Source organism: uncultured Jannaschia sp., assembly GCF_947503795.1.
Classification (GTDB): Bacteria; Pseudomonadota; Alphaproteobacteria; order Rhodobacterales; family Rhodobacteraceae; genus Jannaschia.
Genome location: NZ_CANNEZ010000001.1, coordinates 115,001 through 136,881, shown reverse-complemented (window position 1 = coordinate 136,881; position 21,881 = coordinate 115,001). Strand labels below are relative to the sequence as shown.

Sequence of the window (21,881 nt, the reverse complement as noted above, 5' to 3'; positions counted from 1 at the left end):
GGGCGTCAGTGAAAGTCCCGCGACTTGGGGATGACGCGCACATCCCTCGGGTGGCGGGAGGTGTGGCTGGGCAGCGGGTTCACGACGTGATCGGCGCGCGCGAGGTCGGATTGCAACTCGTCCTCGGAGAGCCGCGTCAGCGCGTCGTTGCGATCCGCGATCTCGCGGGCGACGACGTGGATGACGGCATCGTCGAACTGCACGTGCCCATGCACCGCCATCAGGCGCGACGACATGATCGGGCGGCGGAACCGGGCGAAGAGGTCGGGCCAGATCACGACGTTCACGACGCCCGCCTCGTCCTCGAGCGTGACGAAGCAGACCCCCTTGGCCGAGCCGGGCTTCTGCCGGATCAGCACGAGCCCCGCGACCGAACAGCTCTGGTTGAAGCGCAGGGATCGCAGCCGGTCCGACCGGGTATAGCCGCCGCGATCCATGGCGCGGCGCATGAAGCTGACGGGATGGGCCTTCAGCGACAGGCGCGCGGTCTGGTAGTCGGCGACGACATGTTCGCGCATCGGCATCGCGGGCAGGGCATGGACCGGCTCGACGCCGACATCCGGCGCGTCCCCGTGGGTGAAGAGCGGCAGGTTCGGGCCGCGCCGGATGGCCTTGGCGTCCCAGAGCGCGGCGCGGCGGTCCTGCCCGCAGGAGCGGAACGCGTCCGCCGAGGCCAGCGTCTCGATCGCACGTTTCGAAAGGCCCGTGCGGCGGCGCAGCTCTTCGACATTCGCGTAAGGCCGGTCGCGCGCAGCGGTCAGGCGGGCCAGTTCATCGGCCTTCAGGCCCGACAACTGCCGGAACCCCAGCCGCAGCGCGTAGGTCTCGGGGCCCGTCGGCTCCAGCAGGCTGTCCCATTCGGAATAATTCACGTCCACCGGCAGGACCGTCACCCCCGACTTCTTCGCCATGTCGACGATCTGCGCGGGCGCGTAGAACCCCATCGGCTGCGAATTGAGAAGCGCGCAGGCGAAGACGTCCGGGTGATGGCACTTGAGATAGCTCGACACGTAGACCAGCCGCGCGAAGCTGGCGGCGTGGCTTTCGGGAAAGCCGTATTCGCCGAACCCCTCGATCTGGCTGAAACAGCGCGTGGCGAAGGCCTCATCGTAGCCCCGCGCGACCATGCGGTCGATCATGCGCGACTTGTGGTTTCGGATATCCTCCTTCGAGCGCCAGGTCGCCATGGCGCGGCGCAACCCGTTGGCCTCCTTGCCCGAGAACTCCGCGGCGACCATGGCGATCTTCATCGCCTGCTCCTGGAAGATCGGCACGCCCAGCGTCCGCCCGAGGATCCTCTGCAACTCGTCCTGCGGATATTGCGGACCGGGCGTGGGGTATTCGGGCTCCTCGTCGCCACGGCGCCGCTTGAGATAGGGATGCACCATGTCGCCCTGGATCGGGCCGGGGCGGACGATGGCGACCTGGATCACGAGGTCGTAGAAGCGGCGCGGCTTCAGCTTCGGCAGCATCGCCATCTGCGCCCGGCTCTCGACCTGGAAGACGCCCAGCGAATCCCCCCGGCAGAGCATGTCGTAGGTCGCGGCGTCCCCCTCGGCGATCGTGGCGAGGTCCATGTCGATATCGTAGTGATCCTTCAGCAGACCGAAGCACTTGGCGATGCAGGTCAGCATCCCCAGCGCCAGCACGTCCATCTTGAAGATGCCCAGCGCGTCGATATCGTCCTTGTCCCATTCGATGAACGTCCGGTCGGGCATGGCGCCGTTGCCGATGGGCACGGTGCGGATCAGCGGCTGATCGGTGATGATGAAGCCGCCGACATGCTGACCCAGATGGCGAGGCATTCCGATCAGCTGATCGGTCAGGCGCAGTACGCGACGCACCAGCGGATCGGCGATGTTCACGCCCGTATCTTCGGGGTGCATGTCGGCGGTCGACGACCCCCACGAGCCCCAGGTCGTCTTGGCCAGCGCACTCGTCACGTCCTCGGTCAGACCCATCACCTTGCCTACCTCGCGGATCGCCATGCGGGGGCGGTAGTGGATGATCGTGGCGCAGAGCCCCGCATGGGCCCGGCCGTAGCGCGTGTATATGTGCTGGATGACCTCCTCGCGGCGCTCGTGCTCGAAATCGACGTCGATATCGGGCGGCTCGTTGCGGTCGGCGCTCAGGAAGCGCTCGAACAGGACCTCGTTGAGCGCGGGGTCCACGGACGTGATCCCGAGGCAGAAGCAGACCGCCGAATTGGCCGCCGATCCCCGGCCTTGGCAGAGGATGTCCTGCGACCGGCCGAACTCCACGATCTCCTGGATCGTGATGAAGTAGCGGGCGAGATCGCGCTCGGCGATGAACGCCAGCTCCTTCTCGAGGGCGTCGCGCACCTTGCCCGGCACGCCATCGGGATAGCGGAGCGCCGCGCCCGCCTCGGTCAGGATGCGAAGATGCCCGTCGGGGGTGCGGCCGGCGGGGATGTGGTCCTCGGGGTATTCGTATTTCAGCTCGCTCAGCGAGAAGTCCAACCGGTTGGCGATGCGCAGGCTCTCGGTGATGGCATGGGGCCAGCGTTCGAACAGGCGCTGCATCTCCCGTGGGGACTTCAGGTAGCGCTCGGCATTGGCGTCGAGGCGGAAGCCCGCATCGGCGATGGTGCATTTCTCGCGGATGCAGGTCATCACGTCCTGCAGCGGGCGACGCTCGGGCGTGTGGTAATGGACGTCGTTGGTCGCCACGATCTTCAGGTCATGGGCACGTGCCAGCCGGTCCAGCGCCTCGATCCGGGCGGCATCGTCGCCGCGATAGAGATGGGCCGCCGCGACATGGGTCAGCGCGGGCATCCGGTCCGTCAGGCGCGGCAGGTCGGCGGCGAAGGCCGCCACGTCGTCGCCCGGCACGGCGATCAGGATGCTGCCCGCCTGATGTGCGCGCAGATCCGCCAGCGTGATGTCGCAGCGCCCCTTCTCCTGCCATTCGCCGTTCGGTCCGGTCATCCGCCCCTTCGAGATCAGCGCGCAGAGATTGCCGTAGCCGTCGCGATCCTTCGGATAGGCGAGGAACTCCGCCCCGCAGGTCAGGATCAGCCGCGTCCCGATCAGGGGCGTCATCCGGGTGGTGGTCGCTTCGGTATGCATCCGCACCACGCCGGCCATCGAATTGCGGTCGGCGATCCCGATGGCGTGGTAGCCCATCTTCCAGGCGGTCGTGGCCAGGTCCACGGCATCCGAGGCGCCATGCAGAAAGGAAAAGCACGACGTCACGCCCAGCTCGACGAAGGGGGCGGGCGGGTTCCTCGTGAAGACCTGGTCGGGGTCGAGCGTGCGCTTGTCGGGCGTCAGCGGGGCGTCGGGCATTGCAGTGCTCCGGGTCTGGGATCAGGCGGGATGCCGGTCGTGGGTTGGGGGGCCAGCCCCCCGTCGGCTGCGCCGACGCCCCCCGAGGTATTTCCGGCCAGAGGACGACAGGGGCGCGTTAACCTTAATGGCGCGTGAAGGTCCGGGCGGGGCGGTCACGGGAACATCCCGTGCATGAACCAGTCGGGCGTGCCGCCCCGGCCGTCGCCCACGATCCCCTCGCGGAACAGCCAGTAGCGCGCGCCCTCCTCGACCTCGACCTTGTAGTAATCCCGCAACCGCGTGCCGGGCCGGGCGCGCCACCATTCGGGGGCCAGCCGTTCGGGGCCCTGATGCCGCGCGATCCGGTAGGGTCGCTTGCGCCAGGCGAAGCGGACGGGCGGGCCTTCGGGGACCGCATAGAGCACCTCGATCCGCTCGGGCGCCTGCAGCAGCCGGACGGGCCGTTCGCGCCGGGGGGCCGCCACCAGGCCGCCGCCGCCCAGACCACCGGGGGCGAGGCGCTCGGCGCGGGGCCGGGTGCCGCCGGCCAGGGCGGGCACCCAGCGCTCGGCCCGTTCGGGGATGTGGCTTTCGCGGAGTTCGGGGACCTGCACGGCGCCGACGCCCAGCCGGGCCGAGAGCCGGTCCATCAGGGTCGCGATGGCGACGTCACTCTCGGTCTCGCCGTCGAGCCGGACCTGCGCGGCCGCCTGGTCTTCGACGCGCGTCGCCTCCAGCGCGATCATGTCGAAGCCGAAGCCCGCGTCGAGGCTTTCGAAGCGCTTCTCCAGCAGGCGGCGCAGGTGGTCCGGGTCGCGGCTGGCCCGCGCCGTGCCCGCATCGAAGCGCGCCGTCGCCCCGTCGACGCGGTAGAGCTCCAGCCGCAGGATGCGCGCGCCCTGCCCCGCCACCCCCAGCCGGTCGCAGAGCGCCGACATCAGCTCGGGCAGCAGCGGCTGCGGATCCATCACCGGCTCGGGCAGGCCGCGCAGCACGCGGAACCGCTCGGGCGGCGCGGGGCTGACCACCGGCTCGGGCAGCTGGCCCAGCGCCTGGTCGAGTCGGCGCAGCGGCGTGTCGAGCATCCGGCCATCGCGCCCGAAGCGCCGCTCGAGGACGGCGCGGGGCACCGCCATCAGGTCGCCGATCCGCTTGAGGCCGAGGCGGCGCAGGGTCAGGACCGTCGCGCCGTCCAGCCGCAGCGCCGCCACCGGCAGCGGCGCCAACCGATCCGCCAGCGCGGCCTCGGTGCAGATCGGGGCCGCGTCGCCATGCCGTGCCAACGCCCAGGCCGCGCCGTGGGTCGGGGCCACGGCGATGCGCGCAGCCTGTCCCAGACCGTCCAGCCGGGTCGCCATATCGGCCAGCATCCCCACCTCGCCGCCCCAGAGATGGGCCGCGCCGGTGGTGTCGAGAACCACGCCGTCCGCCCCGTCGGTCGCCGACCACGGGCACCAGCGCCGCGCCCAGTGCGACAGCCGCACCAGTGCGCCCGCGTCGCCCGCCAGATCCGCCGGGCGCACGATCAGTTCGGGGCAGAGGCTCTGCATGTCCACGACCCGCATCCCGCGGGACGCGCCCATCTCGGATGCCGCCGCGTTGGCCGCGTGGATCACCGGGCCATGGGGCCCCTCGGCGGCCAGCACCAGCGGCGCGTCGAGGTCGGGCTCAGGGGCGGCCGTCTCCCACGGCACGGGGTCGGGCCGGGGCGTCGCCGCCTGCACCCGTGCCCACCGCGCCATCGCGAACTTCGGCAACCAGATCGAGGCGATGCGTCGCCCGGTCATGGCTGGCCACCCACCGGCCGGGGCGCGCACCCCGCGACCGGAACAGCTCCGCGCCCCAGAGCGGCAGACCCGGCGCACGCGCGTCGAGCGTGTTGTCCAGCGATGGCAGCGCCGCGACGGACCAGCGCTCGGCGGCAACCGACAGGTCCGCCACCCCGTCCGGGCGCAACAGCCAGAGCGGCACGCCCGACCGCCTCGACCGCAGCGCCAGCCGCTTGGTCGCGGTGAAGTCGAGCGCCTTGGGATTGCCCCAGACCTCGCCGATGACGGCGGACAACGCGTTGCATTCCAGTCCTTCCTCCATCGCCCAGAGCGCGTCGATCGCGCGGTTCGCCGTGACCCTCAGGATGGGCCGTTCGTCACTCTGGATTCCCCGGATCGAGGGCAGGCCCGCCTCGCTGGCCGCGCGCCGGTCCTGCACCCAGAGGATCGGCCGGCCGCGCGGGGCGGCCTGGTCGATCTGGGCCAGCACGAGGCCGGTGCCCGCCCCGTCCCGCGAGGTCGAGAAGGCTTCCGTCAGGACGGGCGGATCGGAATCGGGCATGGCGTGGCAACCCGGGGAATCGCTAAAATGTTCCCCTAATGTTCTCATGTTGCGCGGGTTTGTCGAGTCCTGTCAGGACTCGAGGCAGGACGCGATGCTGTTTGCCAATGCTGTCAGTGTCTTGACATAGAGATCGGGGCCCAGCGCCTGTTGCATTCCGAGCGGGTCCAGCACCGCGGTCCGGGCGTCGGAGCCTTCGATCACCGTATCCACGAGACCGGAATTGGCCTGTGCCTCGCCGAAGACGCAGATGACCGATTCGTCCGCGATGGCGGCGCGCAACTCGGCGATGTGGGCGGCTCCGGGATCGGCCGCGTCGCCGCGCGCGATGGCGCCGAAGGCCGGACGATCGAACGCGGCTTCGAACGGGCCGTAGCCGTCATGGAACACGACGAATCCGCGGTCGGGCAGCGCGTCGAGGCGAGTGCTTATCTTCCGGGCGGCGTCCGTGATCTCGGCGCGCCCCGCTTCGGCATTCGCGGCGTAGATGACGGCATTCTCGGGGTCGAGCGCCGAGAGCCGCGCGGCGATCGCGTCGATCCACAGAATGCCGTTCTCCGGATCGAGCCAGCCATGGGGATCGAGCCCGCCATGGTCGTGAACCTCGTGCCCGCCCTCGTCGCTCGCATGGTCGTCATGTCCGTGATCGTCATGGCCATGGTCGTCGTGGCCATGATCATCATGACCTTCGTCGGCATGCTCCGCGTGATCGCCATGATCGCCATGGTCGTGCCCCTCGATCAAACGGGTGCCGGGCACGTCGAGAAGCTCCAGCGATGCGCCCTCCTCGGACAGCGCCTCGAGCGCGTCGGCCAGCCATGGCGTCAGTTCGCGACCGATCCAGACGACTGCATCCGCCGATTCGAGCGCGCCGGCCTGGGACGGGCGCAGGCTGTAATCATGGGGCGATCCACCTTGGGGCAGGATCAGATCGGGCGTGCCGACGCCGTCCATCACGCGCGCCACCAAGGAATGGACCGGCGCGATGTCGGTGACGACATGCGGCGGCTCGGCCCAGGCGGGCATGGCGACGAGGGATAGGACAAGGGCGCGCATCATGATGTATCTCCGGATCAGGACGAGCGCTTGTTAGACGCAACATTATAACATATCAACCTCTCATGACCCCAATCGGCTTTACCCGTCACGATCATTCCGACTGTGTCGAGACCTCCCTCGCCGCAGCCGAGGCGCATTGCGCCGCGCGCGAACTCCAGTTGACGCCGGGACGCCGACAGGTGCTGGAAATCCTGCTGCGCGAGCATCGCGCGCTCGGTGCCTACGACATCGTCGAGCGAATGCGCGCCGACGGGCATTCACCGCAGCCGCCGACCATCTACCGCGCGCTGGAGTTTCTCGGGGCGCAGGGCTTCGCGCACCGCATCGAACGGCGCAACGCCTTCGTCGCCTGCATCTGTCCCGGCCAGCCTCACGACCCGATGTTCCTGATCTGCCGCGCCTGCGATGCGGTGGCCGAAGCGCAGGCCGATCCCGCCGCGGTCGACCCGATCGCCCGAGATGCCGGGTTCGAGATCGAACGCAGCTCGATCGAACTGGAAGGGCTCTGCCCCGCCTGCCGCGAGACCGCCGCGTGACGCCCCTTCTCGCCCTGACGAACATCTCGGTACATCTCGACGGACGCCGAATCCTGCATGACATCGACCTGTCGGTCGCGCCTGCCGAGATCGTCACGATCGTCGGGCCGAACGGGTCAGGCAAGTCCACGCTGCTGCGCACGATCATCGGGGCCCTGCCCGCCGCCGGCCGGATCGAACGCGCGCCCGGGCTCCGGATCGGATACGTGCCACAGACGCTCGCGCTCGACGCAACGCTGCCGCTCACGGTGCGCCGGTTCCTGAACCTGCCCCGCCGGACCGCGCGCGACCGTCTTGAGGCGGCGATGGCGCGGGCAGGCATCGCCGCGCTGGCCGACAGCCAGATGGCCGATCTCTCGGGGGGACAGCGGCAACGCGTTCTTCTTGCGCGCGCTCTGCTTGGGGACCCACAGATCCTCCTCCTTGACGAGCCGACGCAGGGCCTCGACCAGCCCGGCTCCGCCGACTTCTATCAGCGCCTGGCCGAGATCCGCGACGAGACCGGATGTGCCGTTCTGATGATCAGCCACGAGCTGCACGTGGTCATGGCGGCCTCGGATCGGGTCGTCTGCCTCAACGGTCATATCTGCTGCGATGGGCGGCCCGAGCATGTCGCCTCGGCGCCGGAATACCGCGCGCTCTTCGGGACCGGCACGCAGGGCGCACTGGCCCTCTACCGCCACGAGCATCACCATCACCACCACGGAGATGCCGGCTGATGCTCGACGATTTCGTCGTCCGCGCAGCGCTTGCCGGACTGGGTGTCGCCGTCGCGACCGGGCCGTTGGGCTGCTTCGTGGTCTGGCGGCGGATGGCGTATTTCGGCGACGCGACGGCGCACGCGTCGATCCTCGGCGTGGCGCTGGCGCTGGCCTTCGGCGTCTCGGTCAGCCTCGGGGTCCTTCTCGTGGCGGCGAGCATGGCGGTCGGCGTGACGCTCATGACGGGACGGCGCCGCGCGTCGGACACGGTCCTCGGCGTGCTCAGTCACACGGCGCTGGCCACGGGCCTCGTGGCCGTGACCTTCGTGCCGGGCATCCGCATCGACCTCACGTCCTTCCTCTTCGGGGACATCCTCGCAGTGCGCCCAATCGACCTCTGGGTGATCTGGGGCGGGGCCGGGATCGTCCTCGGCCTTCTGGCCTGGCGATGGACCCCGCTCCTGACGGCAACGCTGGGAGCGGATCTCGCGCAGGCCGACGGCATCGCCGCGCGCCGCGAGCAACTGATCCTGACGCTGGCGCTGGCAATTACGGTCGCCGTGGCCATCAAGGTCGTGGGGGCCCTCCTGATCTCGGCCATGCTGCTGATCCCGGCGGCGGCGGCGCGCACGGTTTCGGCGACACCGGAGGGCATGGCCGTCCTCGCGACACTGGCCGGGGCGATCGCGGCGCTGGGCGGCGTCGCGCTGTCCTTCATCACCGACGCACCGACCGGCCCGAGCATCGTCTGCGTCGCGGCCCTGCTGTTCGCGATCTCCCTCGTGGTCGAAAAGGTGCGCCGCTAGGGGCGCCCGCTGCGGGCGGGGCAGGCGGATTGCGGCAGACCGGACAAGGGCGGTTCCGATCGGATAGCATTCCGGCGATGCCGCGGGAATTCCGATCACCGCGACCGAACCGTCGAGGATGGACGCCGCGGAAGATGCAGATGGTCGATCTCGGAACGCAGGGCCAGTCCGACCTGAGGCGAGGCGATGGCGCGACCCGCCTGGTGCGGGCCGCGACGCGGCTGTCGTGGCGCGCCCGGGCGCGCGTGGCGGCATGACCGTCTGCCGTCGAATGACGCTGCCCGAGTTGCGGCTGGAGCTGGACTGGGCGGCGGGCGAGGGCTGGAATTCCGGCCATGGCGACGTCGCTGGAACTCGGCTGACGGCGCCCGCCTGTCACGGCCCGTAGAATACGCCGACCAGCCAGAGCGGGACCGCGGGGACGTAAGTCACCGTCAGCAGGACGAAGACCAGCACGCCGATGAAGGGCAGGTTCGTCTTCGTCGTGGCCCAGACGTCGGTCTTGGCGATCGAACAGGCGGTGACGAGGACGCTCGCGACCGGCGGCGTCTGCTGGCCTAGCGCGATGTTGAGCGTGAGGAGGATGCCGAAATGCACCGGGTCGATCCCGAGCTGGTTCACCAGCGGCATGAAGATCGGGACCGTCAGGATGATCGCCGCGGCCCCGTGCAGGACCATGCCGACGAACAGAAGGAACACGTTGATGATCATGAGGACGAGAAACGGGTTTTCGGTCAGCGTCGTGATGCCGGCGGCCAGCTTCTGCGGCATCTGGGTTTCGGTCAGGTAGAGCCCGAGCACCGCCGAGGACGCCACGAGCAGCATCACCACGGAGGTCTGGAGCACGCCGTCGATCAGCGCAGCATAGAGCTTCCGGAGGTTCAGCTCGCGGTAAACCAGGAGCCCGATGGCCAGCGCCGCGAGGACGGCGAGCCCGGCGCCCTCGGTCGCCGTGACAATACCGCCGAAGATGCCGCCGAGGATGATGACCGGCAGCATCAGCGCCCAGGCCGCCTCGCGGGTGGCTCGGCCCAGCCGGGCGAGGGAGAAGCCGTCCTCGCGCGGGAGGTCGTAGCGCACCGCGAAATAGTAGCACATGCCCATCAGGAGCGACGCGCCCATGAGACCCGGCACGATGCCAGCGACGAAGAGCTGCACGATGGAGGTGTTTGAGAGCGCACCGTAGAGGATCATCGGGATCGAGGGCGGGATGATGATCGCGAGCGACGCGGTGGACGAGGTCAGGGCGGCGGCGAAGCGGGGCGCGTAGCCCTTGCGCTTCATCGCCGGGATCAGGACGGAACCGGTTGCCGCGACATCCGCCACGGCCGAGCCCGAAATCTCGGCGAAGAACAGCGACACACCGACATTTACCATCGCCAGCCCGCCCCGGACGAAGCCGATCAGCGCCGAGACGAAGGCGATCAGCCGGACCGAAATGCCGCCCGTGTTCATCAATGCGCCCGCAAGGATGAAAAGCGGGATCGCGATCAGCGGAAAGCTGGTGGCCCCGTCGAAGAGCGACAGCGCCGCGTTCAGGAATCCGAGCGAGCCGTTCAGGAGCCAGACGCCGACCAGCGCGCTGGCGAGAATCGACACCGCGATGGGCAGGCCCATGGCGATCAGGAGGAACATCGAGAGGAGGACGAGCGCTTCGGTCACGGGCGACGGCCCGCCCGCGCCAGTTCGGCCTCGGCCCGCGCGATTTCGTGCGAGATCTCCTCGGCTTCGGGGTCGCGGCCCGCGCGGATCGCGTCGCGCCGCTCGGGCAGGGTCAGGAGGCGGCCAAGGATCATCAGCGCCGCCGCCACGGGCAAGACTCCCTGCACCACGACGCGCGGCACGAAGCGAAGGGTCGTCATCGTCTCGGTGCCGAAGAATTCGAGGATCGCCCAGCCGCCCCAGACGACGATTGCGAAGGTCACGACGAAGAGCGCCTCGACCACCCAGAACAGGATCATCCGAAACGGCATCGGCAACCCGAAGAGGAGCCCGTTGAACCCCAGATGCGCGTTGCGCAGCACCGCGAGCGCCGCGCCCGTGAAGGTGATCCAGGCCAGGAGGACGGAGGAGACTTCGTCATACCAGATCAGCGACGCGCCCGAATAACGGAAGGCCACGCCCATCAGGACGATGCCCGCCAACAGGACGATCATCGCGAGGGTCGCGACCTGAAGGCCGAGATCGAGCGTGCGGATGGCCGTCTTGCGCATGTCATGCGATCCAGTGCGGGACGAGAGGGCGGCGCGGCCGGATCGGCGCGCCGCCCCGTGTCATGGCGTCGGGGTCAGGAGCCGTTGGCGAGGGACATCGCCTCGTCGATCATGGCCTGCCCGTTCTCGACCTCGGTCGCGAACTTCTCGTAGATGGGGCCCGAGGCTTCGACGAAGGCCGCGCGGTCGGCGACATTCACCTCCATGCCCGCATCGGTCAACTTGGTCAGCAGCTCGTCATCCTGAGCGGCGCCCTGCTCGCGGGCCCAGACGGCCACTTCCTGCGCCGTCTCGGCGAGGATCTCCTGGATCGCCGGATCGAGCTTCTCGAAGGTCTCGACGCCCACGGTCGGATAGGCGGGCGAATAGACATGGCCGGTCATCGAGAGGTACTTCTGCACCTCCTCGAACTTCGCGCCCGCGATGTTGGTGAGCGGGTTCTCCTGCCCGTCGATGACGCCGGTCTGGAGTGCGACGAACACCTCCGAGAAGGACATCGGGGTCGGATTGGCGCCCCACTCCTCGAACATCGAGACGCGCCAGGACGAATTGGGCGTACGGATCTTCAGGCCGTCGAGATCGGCGGGCACGTTGACCGGGCGCTCGTTGTTGGTGATCTGCCGGAACCCGTTCTCCCACACCGCAAGCGGGCGGTAGCCCTTGGCCTCGGCGGCGGGCACGAGCGTGCCGCTGAACAGCGTCTCGTCCATCCGCGCGAGATGGTCGCGATCGGCCACGAGGAAGGGCAGATCGAAGATCGCGTATTCCGGCGCGATCTCGGGCATGACCGACGACGGGAGCGTGATGTGCATCGTGCCCAGCCGGATCTTCTGGAGCATGTCCTTGTCCTTGCCGAGCTGCGAGCTGTCGAAGACCGTGACCTCGCCCAGATCGCCCAGCTTTTCGTTTGCGCGACGCTGGAATTCGTAGGCCGACTGGCCCTGCAGCGAGTTCGGCGTGGCCGAGACACCGAAAATGATCTCTTCCTGCGCGGTGACCGTGCCGCCCCACCCAAGTGTCAGCGCGACCAGCGCGCCCAGCTTCATCGTTCTCATGTCATCCTCCCAGAATGATCTTCGTTCAGTCGGCCCGCGCCGACGGTCCTAGCCCCCGGCAGCCGCCTCGCTGAGGCCGGTCGTCCCGGCCGACCAGTCCGGCCGGGTCATCAGCGCCGCGCGCAACTCCGCGCGCGCCGCGTCATCCATGGTCTTCGGCGGGCGTCGCGCAGCAAGCTTGCGCCCCAGCGCCAGCGCCGCCAGCGTCGCGCCCGTATCCGCGATGCCCTGCCCCGCGATGTCGTAGGCGGTGCCGTGGGCGGGCGTGACGATCGGGAAGCCGTAGCCCGCGATCAGCGTCACGCCGCGATCGAACCCGATCAGCTTCATCGCGATCTGGCCCTGGTCGTGGAACATGGTCAGCACGGCGTCGAACTCGCCCTTGAGCGCCCGCACGAAGACGGTGTCCGACGGCACGGGGCCGATGACCGCCATCTGTCGGGCCTGTGCGCGTGCGACGGCGGGCAGTATGATGTCGTCATCCTCGGTCCCGAAATTGCGCCCGTCGCCCGCATGGGGGTTGAGTGCGGCGACGCCGATACGCGGGCGGTCGAAGCCCGCGTCCTCCATGACCTCGATCGTCAGCGCCAAGCTGTCGAAGATGCGGTCCGTGCTCAGGGTGCCCGCGACGTCGCGCAGCGGGATATGGGACGTCACGCGGGCGTTCCATACCTCGTCGAGCACGTTGAATTCCCGCCCCGAGCGCGGCGCGTCGAGAACCGCGTCGATGAACCCGATCTCGTCGACATGGTCGGGCTTGGCCATCCGCATGGCGGCCTTGTTGAAGGGGGTGAAGGCCACGGCGTCGGCGAGGCCCGCGCGCGCCGCCAGAAGGGCCGCCCGGAAATTCTCCAGCGCCGCATTCCCGGCCGCACCCGTGGCCTTGCCCACGGAGGCGTCGGCCGGATCGGAGTTGTGCAGATCGACCAGCACGGTCCCCTTGCCCGGCCGAGTCACATCGCCCGGCGTGACGGACGGCACGTCCAGCGTCACACCCGCCTGCGAAGCCCCGAGCGCCAGCGCGCGGGCATCGCCGAAGACGGTGATGTCGGCACCCGCCGAGGCGTCGGCCAGAACGCGGGCCGCCAGCTCGAGACCGATGCCGCCGGCATCGCCGAGGGCCATTGCGATTCGCCGCTGCTCCGTCATCCCGCCTCCCGTTTGTATACAAAATACACACGCGGTCTCGAATGACAAGCGGAAGGCTGATAGGTGCGTGTCAGGCCCACCAGACGAGTCGCCCGCGACATGCATTCGACCCCGATCCGCACCATCGCCAAACGCAGCCTGCACGATCAGGCCGTCGAGCAGATCAGGGACCTGATCATCGAAGGCCACCTGGAGCCGGGGCACCGGATCGACGAGGCCGTGCTGATCGTGAAGCTGGGCATTTCGCGCACCCCATTCCGCGAAGCGCTGCGGACGCTGGCCGCCGAAGGGTTGATCGAGATCCGACCGTCACGGGGCAGCGTCGTGCGGAAGCTCTCGGCCGACGAGGTGCGCGGGATGCTGGAATTGCAGGCCCATCTGGAGGCCTTTGCGGGCCGTCTTGCCTGCGCGCGGGCCTCGGATGCCGAGATCGACGAATTGCTCGAGATCCACGACCGGATGATGGCGCTCTACGAAGCGCGCGACCGCCTGCCCTATTACAAGCTGAACCAGGCATTCCATACGCGGCTATCCGAGATCACGGGCAACGAGGCGTTGGCCGAGACCCAAAGAAGCCTGCAGGCCCGCCTGAAGCGCATCCGCTTCATCGGCAACCGGCAAGAGGATTTCTGGCAGGCGGCGGTCGAGGAGCATGCCGAGATGGCCGAGGCCCTGCGCGCGCGCGACGGCGAGCGGCTGGCCGAGACCATGGAGCGGCATCTGACGAACACCTGGGACCGCGTGCGCAACGTCGTCACATCTGACGACTGACCGACGCGACACCGTTTCCCGAAACAAGAAGGGCCGGGCCGCATTTGGATGCGGCCCGGCCCGGTGTCGCTCAGTGACGGATCACTGCTGCCAGGACTGGACGAGCTCGTCGTAGGAGACCGTCATCGGCTCCTCGTCCTCGTTCTCGATCTTGGCATAGGGCGCGCCGTCCATGTCGAACCAGACCTGCGGGTCCTGCTCGTCGTTCATGACCGGACCGATATCGCCCTGCACGCCGGCGCGCTCGAGACGCTCCAGCACGCTTTCCTGCGCCTCGCACAGCGCGTCGAGCGCTTCCTGTGCGGTCTTGGCGCCGGACATGGCGTCACCGATGTTCTGCCACCAGAGCTGTGCCAGCTTGGGGTAGTCCGGCACGTTCGTCCCGGTCGGCGACCACGCCACGCGGGCGGGCGAGCGGTAGAACTCGATCAGACCACCCAGAAGGTTGGCACGCTCCGAGAAGTGGTCGGAGTTGATCGTCGACTCGCGGATGAACGTGAGACCCACGTCGGACTTCTTGAGGTCCACCGTCATCGAGGTCACGAACTGCGCGTAGAGCCACGCGGCCTGTGCCCGGTCGACGGGCGTGGACTGCATCAGCGTCCACGATCCCACGTCCTGATAGCCGACCTTCTGGCCGTCCTTCCAGTAGACGCCGTGCGGCGAGGGGGCCATGCGCCACTTGGGCGTACCGTCCTCGTTGAGCACCGCCGCCGCGCCGTCACCGACCATGTCGGCGGTGAACGCGGTGTACCAGAACATCTGCTGGGCGATCTGGCCCTGCGCCGGGATCGGACCCGCTTCGCCGAAGGTCATACCGGCAGCCGAGGGCGGCGAGTACTTCTGCAGCCATTCGATCGCCTTGTTGACCGCATAGACCGCGGCGGGCGAGTTCGTCGCGCCGCCCCGAGCCACGCAGGAGCCGACGGGCTGGCTGTTCTCGTTGACGCGGATGCCCCACTCGTCGACCGGAAGGCCGTTGGGTTCGCCCACGTCGCCCATGCCGGCCATCGACATCCATGCGTCGGTGTAACGCCAGCCAAGGCTCGGGTCCTTCTTGCCGTAATCCATGTTGCCGTAGACGTCGCCTTCGACGCCCATGTGGCTCAGGTCGCGGCCGGTGAAGAACTCGGCGATGTCCTCGTAGGCCGACCAGTTGACCGGAACACCCAGCTCGTAGCCGAAGGTGTCCATGAAGTCGGTCTTGTTCTTCTCGTCATTGAACCAGTCGTAGCGGAACCAGTAGAGGTTTGCGAACTGCTGGTCGGGCAGCTGGTAAAGCTTGCCGTCGGGCGCCGTCGTGAACTGGAGCCCGATGAAGTCGTCGAGGTTCAGCGTGGGCGAGGTGACGTCCGCGCCTTCGTTCGCCATCCAGTCGGTCAGGTTGCGCACCTGCTGATAGCGCCAATGCGTGCCGATCAGGTCGGAGTCGTTGACATAGGCGTCATAGACGTTCTGCCCCGACTGCATCTGCGTCTGCAGCTTCTCGACGACATCGCCCTCGCCGATCAGGTCGTGCGTCACCGAGATCCCGGTGATCGCGGTGAAGGCGGGTGCCAGCACCTGGCTTTCGTATTCGTGGGTCGTGATCGTCTCGGAGACGACGTTGATCTCCATGCCGGCGAAGGGCTGGGCCGCATCGACGAACCACTGCATCTCGGCTTCCTGCTCCTCGCGGGTGAGGACCGAGAGACCGTCGATCTCGTTGTCGAGGAACGACATCGCGGCCTCCATGTCCGCGAAGGCCGGCCCGGCGAGCAGCGCGAGTGCCATCCCCATCGCGCTCGTTGATCGTATCAGGGTTTTCATCCTTTACCTCCCATTGGTCTTGGACGTTTTCTTGGTTACCCGCGCCGGCCCGAAGGCGGCACGAATTCGGTATCGCCTAGACCCACCGGAACACGGCGGCGGCGTAGGCGAGGCAGAGGACGAGGGCCCAATATTGCGGACCGATCCCCAGCGCGAGCCAGATCAGGTTGATGAAGGCCGAGCCCAGAAGCGTGATGAACAGTCGGTCGCCCCGCGTCGTCTCGATCCTGAGGATGCCGGTGCGCGGCGTCTCGGGATAGCGGATCGCGAGCACCGTGAAGGTCACGAGCAGGAGCGCGATCACCCCGAAGAACGCCGCCGTGGGCCAGGTCCAGGCCATCCAGTCAAGCATGACGCATCTCCTCTGGACCGATCATCACACCCGCCCCAGGGCGAAGCCCTTGGCGATGTAGTTGCGCACGAAATAGATCACGAGCGCGCCGGGCACGATCGTCAGCACGCCGGCCGCGGCGAGCACGCCCCAGTCGATGCCCGATGCCCCTTGCGTCCGCGTCATGATCGCCGCGATGGGCTTGGCATCCACCGTCGTCAGCGTGCGCGACAAAAGCAGTTCGACCCACGAGAACATGAAGCAGAAGAAGGCTGCGACGCCGATGCCGGAGGCGATCAGGGGCATGAAGATCTTCACGAAGAAACCGCCGAAGGAATAGCCGTCGATATAGGCCGTTTCGTCGATTTCCTTGGGGACACCGCGCATGAAGCCTTCGAGGATCCACACCGCAAGCGGCACGTTGAAGAGGCAGTGGGCAAGGGCGACAGCGATATGCGTGTCGAAGAGCCCGACCGAGGAATAGAGCTGGAAGAACGGCAGCGCGAAGACCGCGGGCGGGGCCATCCGATTGGTCAGGAGCCAGAAGAACAGGTGCTTGTCGCCCATGAAGCTGTAGCGCGAGAAGGCATAGGCCGCGGGCAGCGCGACGGTCAGCGAGATCACCGTGTTCATCACTACGTAGATCAGCGAATTGACGTAGCCCATGTACCAGGACGGGTCGTTCAGGATCTTGGCGTAGTTCGCCAGCGTCAGGTCGCGCGGCCAGAGCGAGAAGGCCCCGAGAATCTCGGAATTGGTCTTCAGGCTCATGTTCAGGAGCCAGTAGATCGGCACCAGCAGGAACAGCAGATACAGCGTCATGACCACCGCGCTGCCCGATGGGCGGAAGCGCCTTCGGGTCGCGGCATTGGGCCGCGAGGTGGCGACATTGCCGGGGATGGTGCCGGCGCCGGGGGCCTGGACGGTGTTGTCGGTCATCCCCGGGACTCCCGCGCGTCGAGATTGGTCATGACGGTGTAGAACACCCAGGAGATCAGCAGGATCACGAGGAAGTACATCAGGCTGAACGCCGCCGCCGGCCCGAGGTCGAACTGCCCCAGCGCCATCTTCACGAGGTCGATCGACAGGAAGGTCGTGGCATTGCCCGGACCGCCGCCGGTGACGACGAAGGGTTCGGTGTAGATCATGAAGCTGTCCATGAAGCGCAGAAGGATCGCGATCATCAGGACACCCGCCATCTTGGGCAGCTCGATGAAGCGGAAGACGGCCCAGCGGCTCGCCTGATCGATCTTGGCGGCCTGGTAATAGGCGTCGGGGATCGAACGCAGGCCGGCAAAGGCCAGAAGGGCGACCAGCGACGTCCAGTGCCAGACATCCATCACGATCACGGTGACCCACGCATCGACGGTGTTCTGCGTGTAGTTGTAGTCGATCCCCAGCGCGTCGAGCGTATAGCCCAGCAGTCCGATATCGACGCGCCCGAAGATCTGCCAGATCGTGCCCACCACGTTCCACGGGATCAGCAGCGGCAGCGACATCGCCACGAGGCAGAAGGACGACCAGAAGCCCGATTTCGGCATGTTCAGGGCGACGAAGATGCCCAGCGGCACCTCGATGGCGAGGATGATCGCCGAGAAGGTCAGCTGGCGGGCCAGCGCGTTCCACATCCGCTCGGACGCCAGCATCTCCTCGAACCAGGCAAGGCCGGCCCAGAAGAACTGGTTGTTCCCGAAGGTGTCCTGAACCGAGTAATTCACCACCGTCATCAACGGGATGACCGCTGAGAACGCGACAAGCAGCAGCACCGGAAGGACGAGGAACCAGGCCTTGTGGTTGACGGTCTTCTGCATCACGCAACCCTCCCCTGTGTGTCATCCGACCCGATCGGCGCGAGGCGCCAGTCATCAGCGTAGACGTTGATGCCCTCGGGCGCCAATCCGATGCGGTCGACATCGGCGGGAATGGGATCACCCTCGCCCGCGATCGCGCTGACCTCGTGGCCCATCACGTCGAGCCGGACGATCCTGTGCCGCCCGACATCCTCGATCCGGGTGATGGTGGCGGGCAGACCTTCGCCACCGGACCGGAGCTGGATGAATTCGGGCCGCACGCCGATCTGGATGCGCCCCTCGCCCGAATAGACGGCCCCGAGGTCGATCGCCGTCGCGCCGATCCGCGCCAGGCGCCCGTCCAGTGTTGCGTCAAACAGGTTCATCCCCGGCGAGCCGATGAAATACCCGACGAAGGTGTGGGCCGGCCGCTCGAACAGCTCGCGCGGGGTGCCGATCTGCACCACGCGCCCGTCATGCATCACGACGACCTTGTCGGCGAAGGTCAGCGCCTCGGTCTGGTCGTGCGTCACGTAGATCATCGTGTGACCGAAATCGTCGTGCAGCTTCTTGAGCTGGGTGCGAAGCTCCCATTTCATGTGCGGGTCGATCACGGTCAGCGGCTCGTCGAAGAGGAGCGCGTTCACGTCCTCGCGCACCATGCCGCGCCCAAGGCTGATCTTCTGCTTGGCGTCCGCCGTCAGGCCTCGCGCCTTGCGGTTGAGCTGATCCTCCATGTCGATCATCGCGCCGACCTTCTGGACGCGGCGCGCGATCTCATCCGCCGGAAGGCCGCGGTTCTTCAGCGGAAACGCGAGGTTCTCGCGGACGGTCATCGTGTCGTAGACGACCGGGAACTGGAACACCTGCGCGATGTTGCGCTCGGCGGTGGGCGCATCGGTGACGTCCTGCCCGTCGAAGAGCACGCGACCATGGCTCGGGCGCAGAAGCCCGGAGATGATGTTCAGGAGCGTGGACTTGCCGCAGCCAGACGCCCCCAAAAGGGCGTAGGCTTCGCCATCGGTCCAGTCGTGGTGCAGCTCCTTCAGGGCGAAATCGTCGGGCCCCTTCGGGTTCGCCATGTAGGAATGCGCCAGATTGTCGAGCGTGATCTTGGCCATCAGGCGGCCTCTGCATAGCTGGCGCCGACGACGAGCGCGCCGTCTGCATCGAAGAGATAGACCCGCGACGGGTGGAGATAGACGTCCAGCGCCTGCCCCGGCGCGAGGTCGCGGATGCCGTGGATCAGGCCGACCCACCGCTCGCCGTGATGGTCGAGATGGACGAAGGTCTCGGACCCGGTGATCTCGGTGACCGTCAGCGTCGTCTCGAATCGGATCGCGCCCTCGACCGGCTCCAGCGAAAGATGGTTGGGTCGGAACCCGGCAAGATAGGTCCCGTCGGGCAGCCCTCCCCCGAGATGGCCGTGCGGCAGCGCGTCATCGGCGCCGTAGGTCATGGCGTCGCCGCGCTTCTGTAGCGTCAGGAAGTTCATCGGCGGGTCCGAAAAGACCCGCGCCGTGGTCGCGTCAGCGGGCTGCCGGTAGACCTCGGCAGTCGGTCCGAATTGCGTCACCCGCCCCTCCCAGAGCGTGGCGCAATGCCCCCCGAGGAGCAGCGCCTCTTCGGGCTCGGTCGTGGCGTAGACGAAGATCGCGCCCGAGGCCTCGAAGATGCGGGGGATCTCGGCGCGAAGCTCCTCGCGCAGTTTGTAGTCGAGATTGGCGAGCGGCTCGTCGAGCAGGACGAGGCCCGCATTCTTCACCAGCGCGCGCGCCAGGGCGCAGCGCTGCTGCTGACCGCCCGAGAGCTCCAGCGGCTTGCGCTCCAGCATCGGGGTCAGCTTCATCATCTCGGCCGTTTCCTCGACCCGTCGGTCGATTTCGCCCCGGTCGATTCCCATCAGCTTCATCGGAGAGGCGATGTTCTCGCGCACGGTCATCGACGGGTAGTTGATGAACTGCTGGTAGACCATCGCGACCTTGCGATCCTGCACCCGCATCCCCGTGACGTCCTCACCCTGCCAGACGACGCGCCCGGAGGTCGGCTGGTCGAGCCCGGCCATCAGCCGCATCAGCGTCGTTTTCCCCGAGGATGTCGGCCCGAGCAGCACGTTCATCGTACCGTTCTCAAGCGTCAGATCCGTCGGGTGGATATGCGTCTGGGCACCCACCTGCTGTGTCACGCCCTGCAGCGACAAACTCATGCCCGACCTCCCGTCATCAATGCCCCGAGCATTCTGCAGCCCCCCGGCCGTTCCTTCGCTACGTCGCGCCCGAGTGGGCGTAGCGCCGCCTTCACGGACCGACAGCGCCGGATCCGGCATCGTCTGACGTGAGCGTAAGACAGAAATCCGGGGCGACCTAGCCCGCAAACGCCAAATCGCACCCGCGCTGCCCCGGCGTCATTGAGATTGGAGGTCGAGCGTCGTCCGCACAGAGGGCCTCGTCGCCCCCTCCCGCGACAGGATTGCCAGATTGCGATGCATTGGAAGGGGGCCTGACGTGACCGACCGGGAGTGCAGTGGTCCGATCGTACACCACCTCCTCACGGCTCTGGCGCCATGAACATCGGCGAAACGCGAAAAAGCCGCCCGAAGGCGGCCTGTGGCGTGGATCTTGGAAATGGTTGCGGGAGTAGGATTTGAACCTACGACCTTCAGGTTATGAGCCTGACGAGCTACCGGGCTGCTCCATCCCGCGCCAATTCATCATCGTTCGAGAGATACATTCGATGTGCTTCCTAGGTTTGGCGATGACCTACTCTCCCACGTCTTAAGACGCAGTACCATCGGCGCTACAGCACTTAACGGCCGGGTTCGGGATGGGACCGGGTGTTTTGCTTGCGCTATGATCACCAAACCGAGGAAACACATCGAATTCCAAGTCAAGCACGCTGTGCGTGTATGCTCTTGTTCAGTCCAATCAGAAGCCAAGCTTCTACTGGATCAAATCAAGCCTATCGGACAATTAGTACCAGTCAACTGAACGCCTTACGGCGCTTACATCTCTGGCCTATCGACGTGGTGGTCTACCACGGTCCTCAGGGATATCTTGTTTTGAAGGGGGCTTCCCGCTTAGATGCCTTCAGCGGTTATCCTGTCCGATCATAGCTACCCAGCACTGCTATTGGCATAACAACTGGTCCACCAGTGGATCGTTCACCCCGGTCCTCTCGTACTAGGGGCAACTCTTCTCAAATATCCTACACCCACGGAAGATAGGGACCGAACTGTCTCACGACGTTCTAAACCCAGCTCACGTACCTCTTTAAACGGCGAACAGCCGTACCCTTGGGACCTGCTCCAGCCCCAGGATGAGATGAGCCGACATCGAGGTGCCAAACACTGCCGTCGATATGGACTCTTGGGCAGTATCAGCCTGTTATCCCCGGCGTACCTTTTATCCGTTGAGCGATGGCCCTCCCACTTGGGACCACCGGATCACTATGGCCGTCTTTCGACTCTGCTCGACTTGTCAGTCTCGCAGTCAGGCTGGCTTCTGCCATTGCACTCAACGATCGATGTCCGACCGATCTGAGCCAACCTTCGCGCGCCTCCGTTACTCTTTAGGAGGCGACCGCCCCAGTCAAACTACCCGCCACAGAGGGTCCCGGATCCGGATAACGGACCGCGGTTAGATATCAAGCGAGGCAAGGGTGGTATCTCAAGGGAGGCTCCACGGCGACTGGCGTCACCGCTTCAAAGCCTACCACCTATCCTGCACATGCCTGGCCTGATACCAGTCTGAAGCTGTAGTAAAGGTGCACGGGGTCTTTCCGTCTAACCGCGGGTAACCTGCATCTTGACAGGTAATTCAATTTCGCTGAGTCGATGTTGGAGACAGCGGGGAAGTCGTTACGCCATTCGTGCAGGTCGGAACTTACCCGACAAGGAATTTCGCTACCTTAGGACCGTTATAGTTACGGCCGCCGTTTACCTGGGCTTCAATTCGGAGCTTGCACTCCTCCTTTTAACCTTCAGGCACCGGGCAGGCGTCAGACCCTATACGTCGTCTTGCGACTTCGCAGAGCCCTGTGTT

The 21,881-nt window shown here is 66.8% G+C and carries 18 protein-coding genes, 1 tRNA gene and 2 rRNA genes (1 of these 21 cut by a window edge); 4 read left to right on the top strand and 17 right to left on the bottom strand.

All coding sequences use genetic code 11. The features are described from left to right. Positions 1 to 5: 5 nt before the first annotated feature. The 4 genes from Q0833_RS00695 to Q0833_RS00680 form a co-directional block, all read right to left on the bottom strand. Positions 6 to 3,308, bottom strand: coding sequence for an error-prone DNA polymerase (locus tag Q0833_RS00695; RefSeq protein WP_298429124.1), 3,303 nt, complete (start codon positions 3,306 to 3,308; stop codon positions 6 to 8). Positions 3,309 to 3,463: 155 nt separating this feature from the next. Continuing rightward, positions 3,464 to 5,077 carry a DNA polymerase Y family protein gene (locus Q0833_RS00690; protein WP_298429121.1) on the bottom strand — a complete coding sequence of 538 codons (1,614 nt, stop codon included), beginning with the start codon at positions 5,075 to 5,077 and terminating at the stop codon, positions 3,464 to 3,466. Continuing rightward, on the bottom strand, positions 4,959 to 5,621 hold the full coding sequence (locus Q0833_RS00685; protein WP_298429119.1) for a hypothetical protein: 663 nt from the start codon (positions 5,619 to 5,621) through the stop codon (positions 4,959 to 4,961). The genes Q0833_RS00690 and Q0833_RS00685 overlap by 119 nt, the downstream gene beginning before the upstream one ends. A gap of 72 nt (positions 5,622 to 5,693) precedes the next feature. Further along, positions 5,694 to 6,680, bottom strand: a complete 987-nt coding sequence (locus Q0833_RS00680; RefSeq protein ID WP_298429116.1) for a zinc ABC transporter substrate-binding protein — start codon at positions 6,678 to 6,680, stop codon at positions 5,694 to 5,696. 62 nt (positions 6,681 to 6,742) lie between these two features. On the opposite strand from Q0833_RS00680, the gene Q0833_RS00675 reads away from it, so the two are divergent. The 3 genes from Q0833_RS00675 to Q0833_RS00665 are packed head-to-tail and all read left to right on the top strand — an operon-like array spanning position 6,743 to position 8,723. Beyond that, positions 6,743 to 7,216 carry a Fur family transcriptional regulator gene (locus Q0833_RS00675; RefSeq protein ID WP_298429111.1) on the top strand — a complete coding sequence of 158 codons (474 nt, stop codon included), beginning with the start codon at positions 6,743 to 6,745 and terminating at the stop codon, positions 7,214 to 7,216. Then, positions 7,213 to 7,935, top strand: coding sequence for a metal ABC transporter ATP-binding protein (locus Q0833_RS00670; RefSeq protein WP_298429108.1), 723 nt, complete (start codon positions 7,213 to 7,215; stop codon positions 7,933 to 7,935). Before Q0833_RS00675 ends, Q0833_RS00670 begins: the two co-directional genes overlap by 4 nt. Then, the gene (locus tag Q0833_RS00665) at positions 7,935 to 8,723 is read left to right on the top strand and encodes a metal ABC transporter permease (RefSeq protein WP_298429105.1); all 789 of its coding nucleotides are present in this window, start codon (positions 7,935 to 7,937) and stop codon (positions 8,721 to 8,723) included. Before Q0833_RS00670 ends, Q0833_RS00665 begins: the two co-directional genes overlap by 1 nt. 375 nt (positions 8,724 to 9,098) lie before the next feature. Here Q0833_RS00665 and Q0833_RS00660 read toward each other — a convergent pair whose 3' ends face one another. The 4 genes from Q0833_RS00660 to Q0833_RS00645 all read right to left on the bottom strand — a co-directional run bounded on the left by Q0833_RS00660 (position 9,099) and on the right by Q0833_RS00645 (position 13,116). Next, entirely contained in the window at positions 9,099 to 10,385 is a 1,287-nt protein-coding gene (locus tag Q0833_RS00660) for a TRAP transporter large permease (protein WP_367274929.1), read from the bottom strand. Continuing rightward, positions 10,382 to 10,936 carry a TRAP transporter small permease gene (locus Q0833_RS00655; protein WP_298429102.1) on the bottom strand — a complete coding sequence of 185 codons (555 nt, stop codon included), beginning with the start codon at positions 10,934 to 10,936 and terminating at the stop codon, positions 10,382 to 10,384. The genes Q0833_RS00660 and Q0833_RS00655 overlap by 4 nt, the downstream gene beginning before the upstream one ends. Before the next feature lie 74 nt (positions 10,937 to 11,010). After that, on the bottom strand, positions 11,011 to 11,991 hold the full coding sequence (locus Q0833_RS00650) for a TRAP transporter substrate-binding protein (protein ID WP_298429099.1): 981 nt from the start codon (positions 11,989 to 11,991) through the stop codon (positions 11,011 to 11,013). Between the two features lie 48 nt (positions 11,992 to 12,039). Beyond that, positions 12,040 to 13,116: a 4-hydroxythreonine-4-phosphate dehydrogenase PdxA gene (locus Q0833_RS00645; RefSeq protein ID WP_298429096.1), complete on the bottom strand. Its 1,077-nt coding sequence runs from the start codon at positions 13,114 to 13,116 to the stop codon at positions 12,040 to 12,042. A 123-nt stretch (positions 13,117 to 13,239) separates the two neighbouring features. On the opposite strand from Q0833_RS00645, the gene Q0833_RS00640 reads away from it, so the two are divergent. Then, positions 13,240 to 13,911, top strand: a complete 672-nt coding sequence (locus Q0833_RS00640; RefSeq protein ID WP_298429093.1) for a GntR family transcriptional regulator — start codon at positions 13,240 to 13,242, stop codon at positions 13,909 to 13,911. Between the two features lie 81 nt (positions 13,912 to 13,992). Here the strand turns inward: Q0833_RS00640 and Q0833_RS00635 are convergent, their stop codons facing one another. The 9 genes from Q0833_RS00635 to Q0833_RS00595 all read right to left on the bottom strand — a co-directional run. Further along, entirely contained in the window at positions 13,993 to 15,720 is a 1,728-nt protein-coding gene (locus Q0833_RS00635) for an ABC transporter substrate-binding protein (RefSeq protein WP_298429090.1), read from the bottom strand. A gap of 76 nt (positions 15,721 to 15,796) precedes the next feature. After that, positions 15,797 to 16,072, bottom strand: coding sequence for a DUF2160 domain-containing protein (locus Q0833_RS00630; RefSeq protein WP_298429087.1), 276 nt, complete (start codon positions 16,070 to 16,072; stop codon positions 15,797 to 15,799). Positions 16,073 to 16,096: 24 nt separating this feature from the next. Then, entirely contained in the window at positions 16,097 to 16,990 is an 894-nt protein-coding gene (locus Q0833_RS00625) for a carbohydrate ABC transporter permease (protein WP_298429084.1), read from the bottom strand. Beyond that, on the bottom strand, positions 16,987 to 17,862 hold the full coding sequence (locus tag Q0833_RS00620; protein WP_298429082.1) for a carbohydrate ABC transporter permease: 876 nt from the start codon (positions 17,860 to 17,862) through the stop codon (positions 16,987 to 16,989). Before Q0833_RS00620 ends, Q0833_RS00625 begins: the two co-directional genes overlap by 4 nt. Then, complete coding sequence (locus Q0833_RS00615) at positions 17,862 to 18,962, bottom strand: ABC transporter ATP-binding protein (protein WP_298429080.1); 1,101 nt, start codon at positions 18,960 to 18,962, stop codon at positions 17,862 to 17,864. The genes Q0833_RS00620 and Q0833_RS00615 overlap by 1 nt, the downstream gene beginning before the upstream one ends. Next, a complete protein-coding gene (locus tag Q0833_RS00610) occupies positions 18,962 to 20,047 on the bottom strand; it encodes an ABC transporter ATP-binding protein (protein WP_298429077.1) in 1,086 nt (361 codons plus the stop codon). The genes Q0833_RS00615 and Q0833_RS00610 overlap by 1 nt, the downstream gene beginning before the upstream one ends. 419 nt (positions 20,048 to 20,466) lie before the next feature. Beyond that, a tRNA-Met gene (locus tag Q0833_RS00605) sits at positions 20,467 to 20,543 on the bottom strand. 44 nt (positions 20,544 to 20,587) lie between these two features. Then, positions 20,588 to 20,702 (bottom strand): 5S ribosomal RNA (rrf, locus tag Q0833_RS00600). Positions 20,703 to 20,789: 87 nt separating this feature from the next. After that, positions 20,790 to 21,881: ribosomal RNA gene (locus Q0833_RS00595) — 23S ribosomal RNA — on the bottom strand (it continues 1,739 nt past the right edge of the window).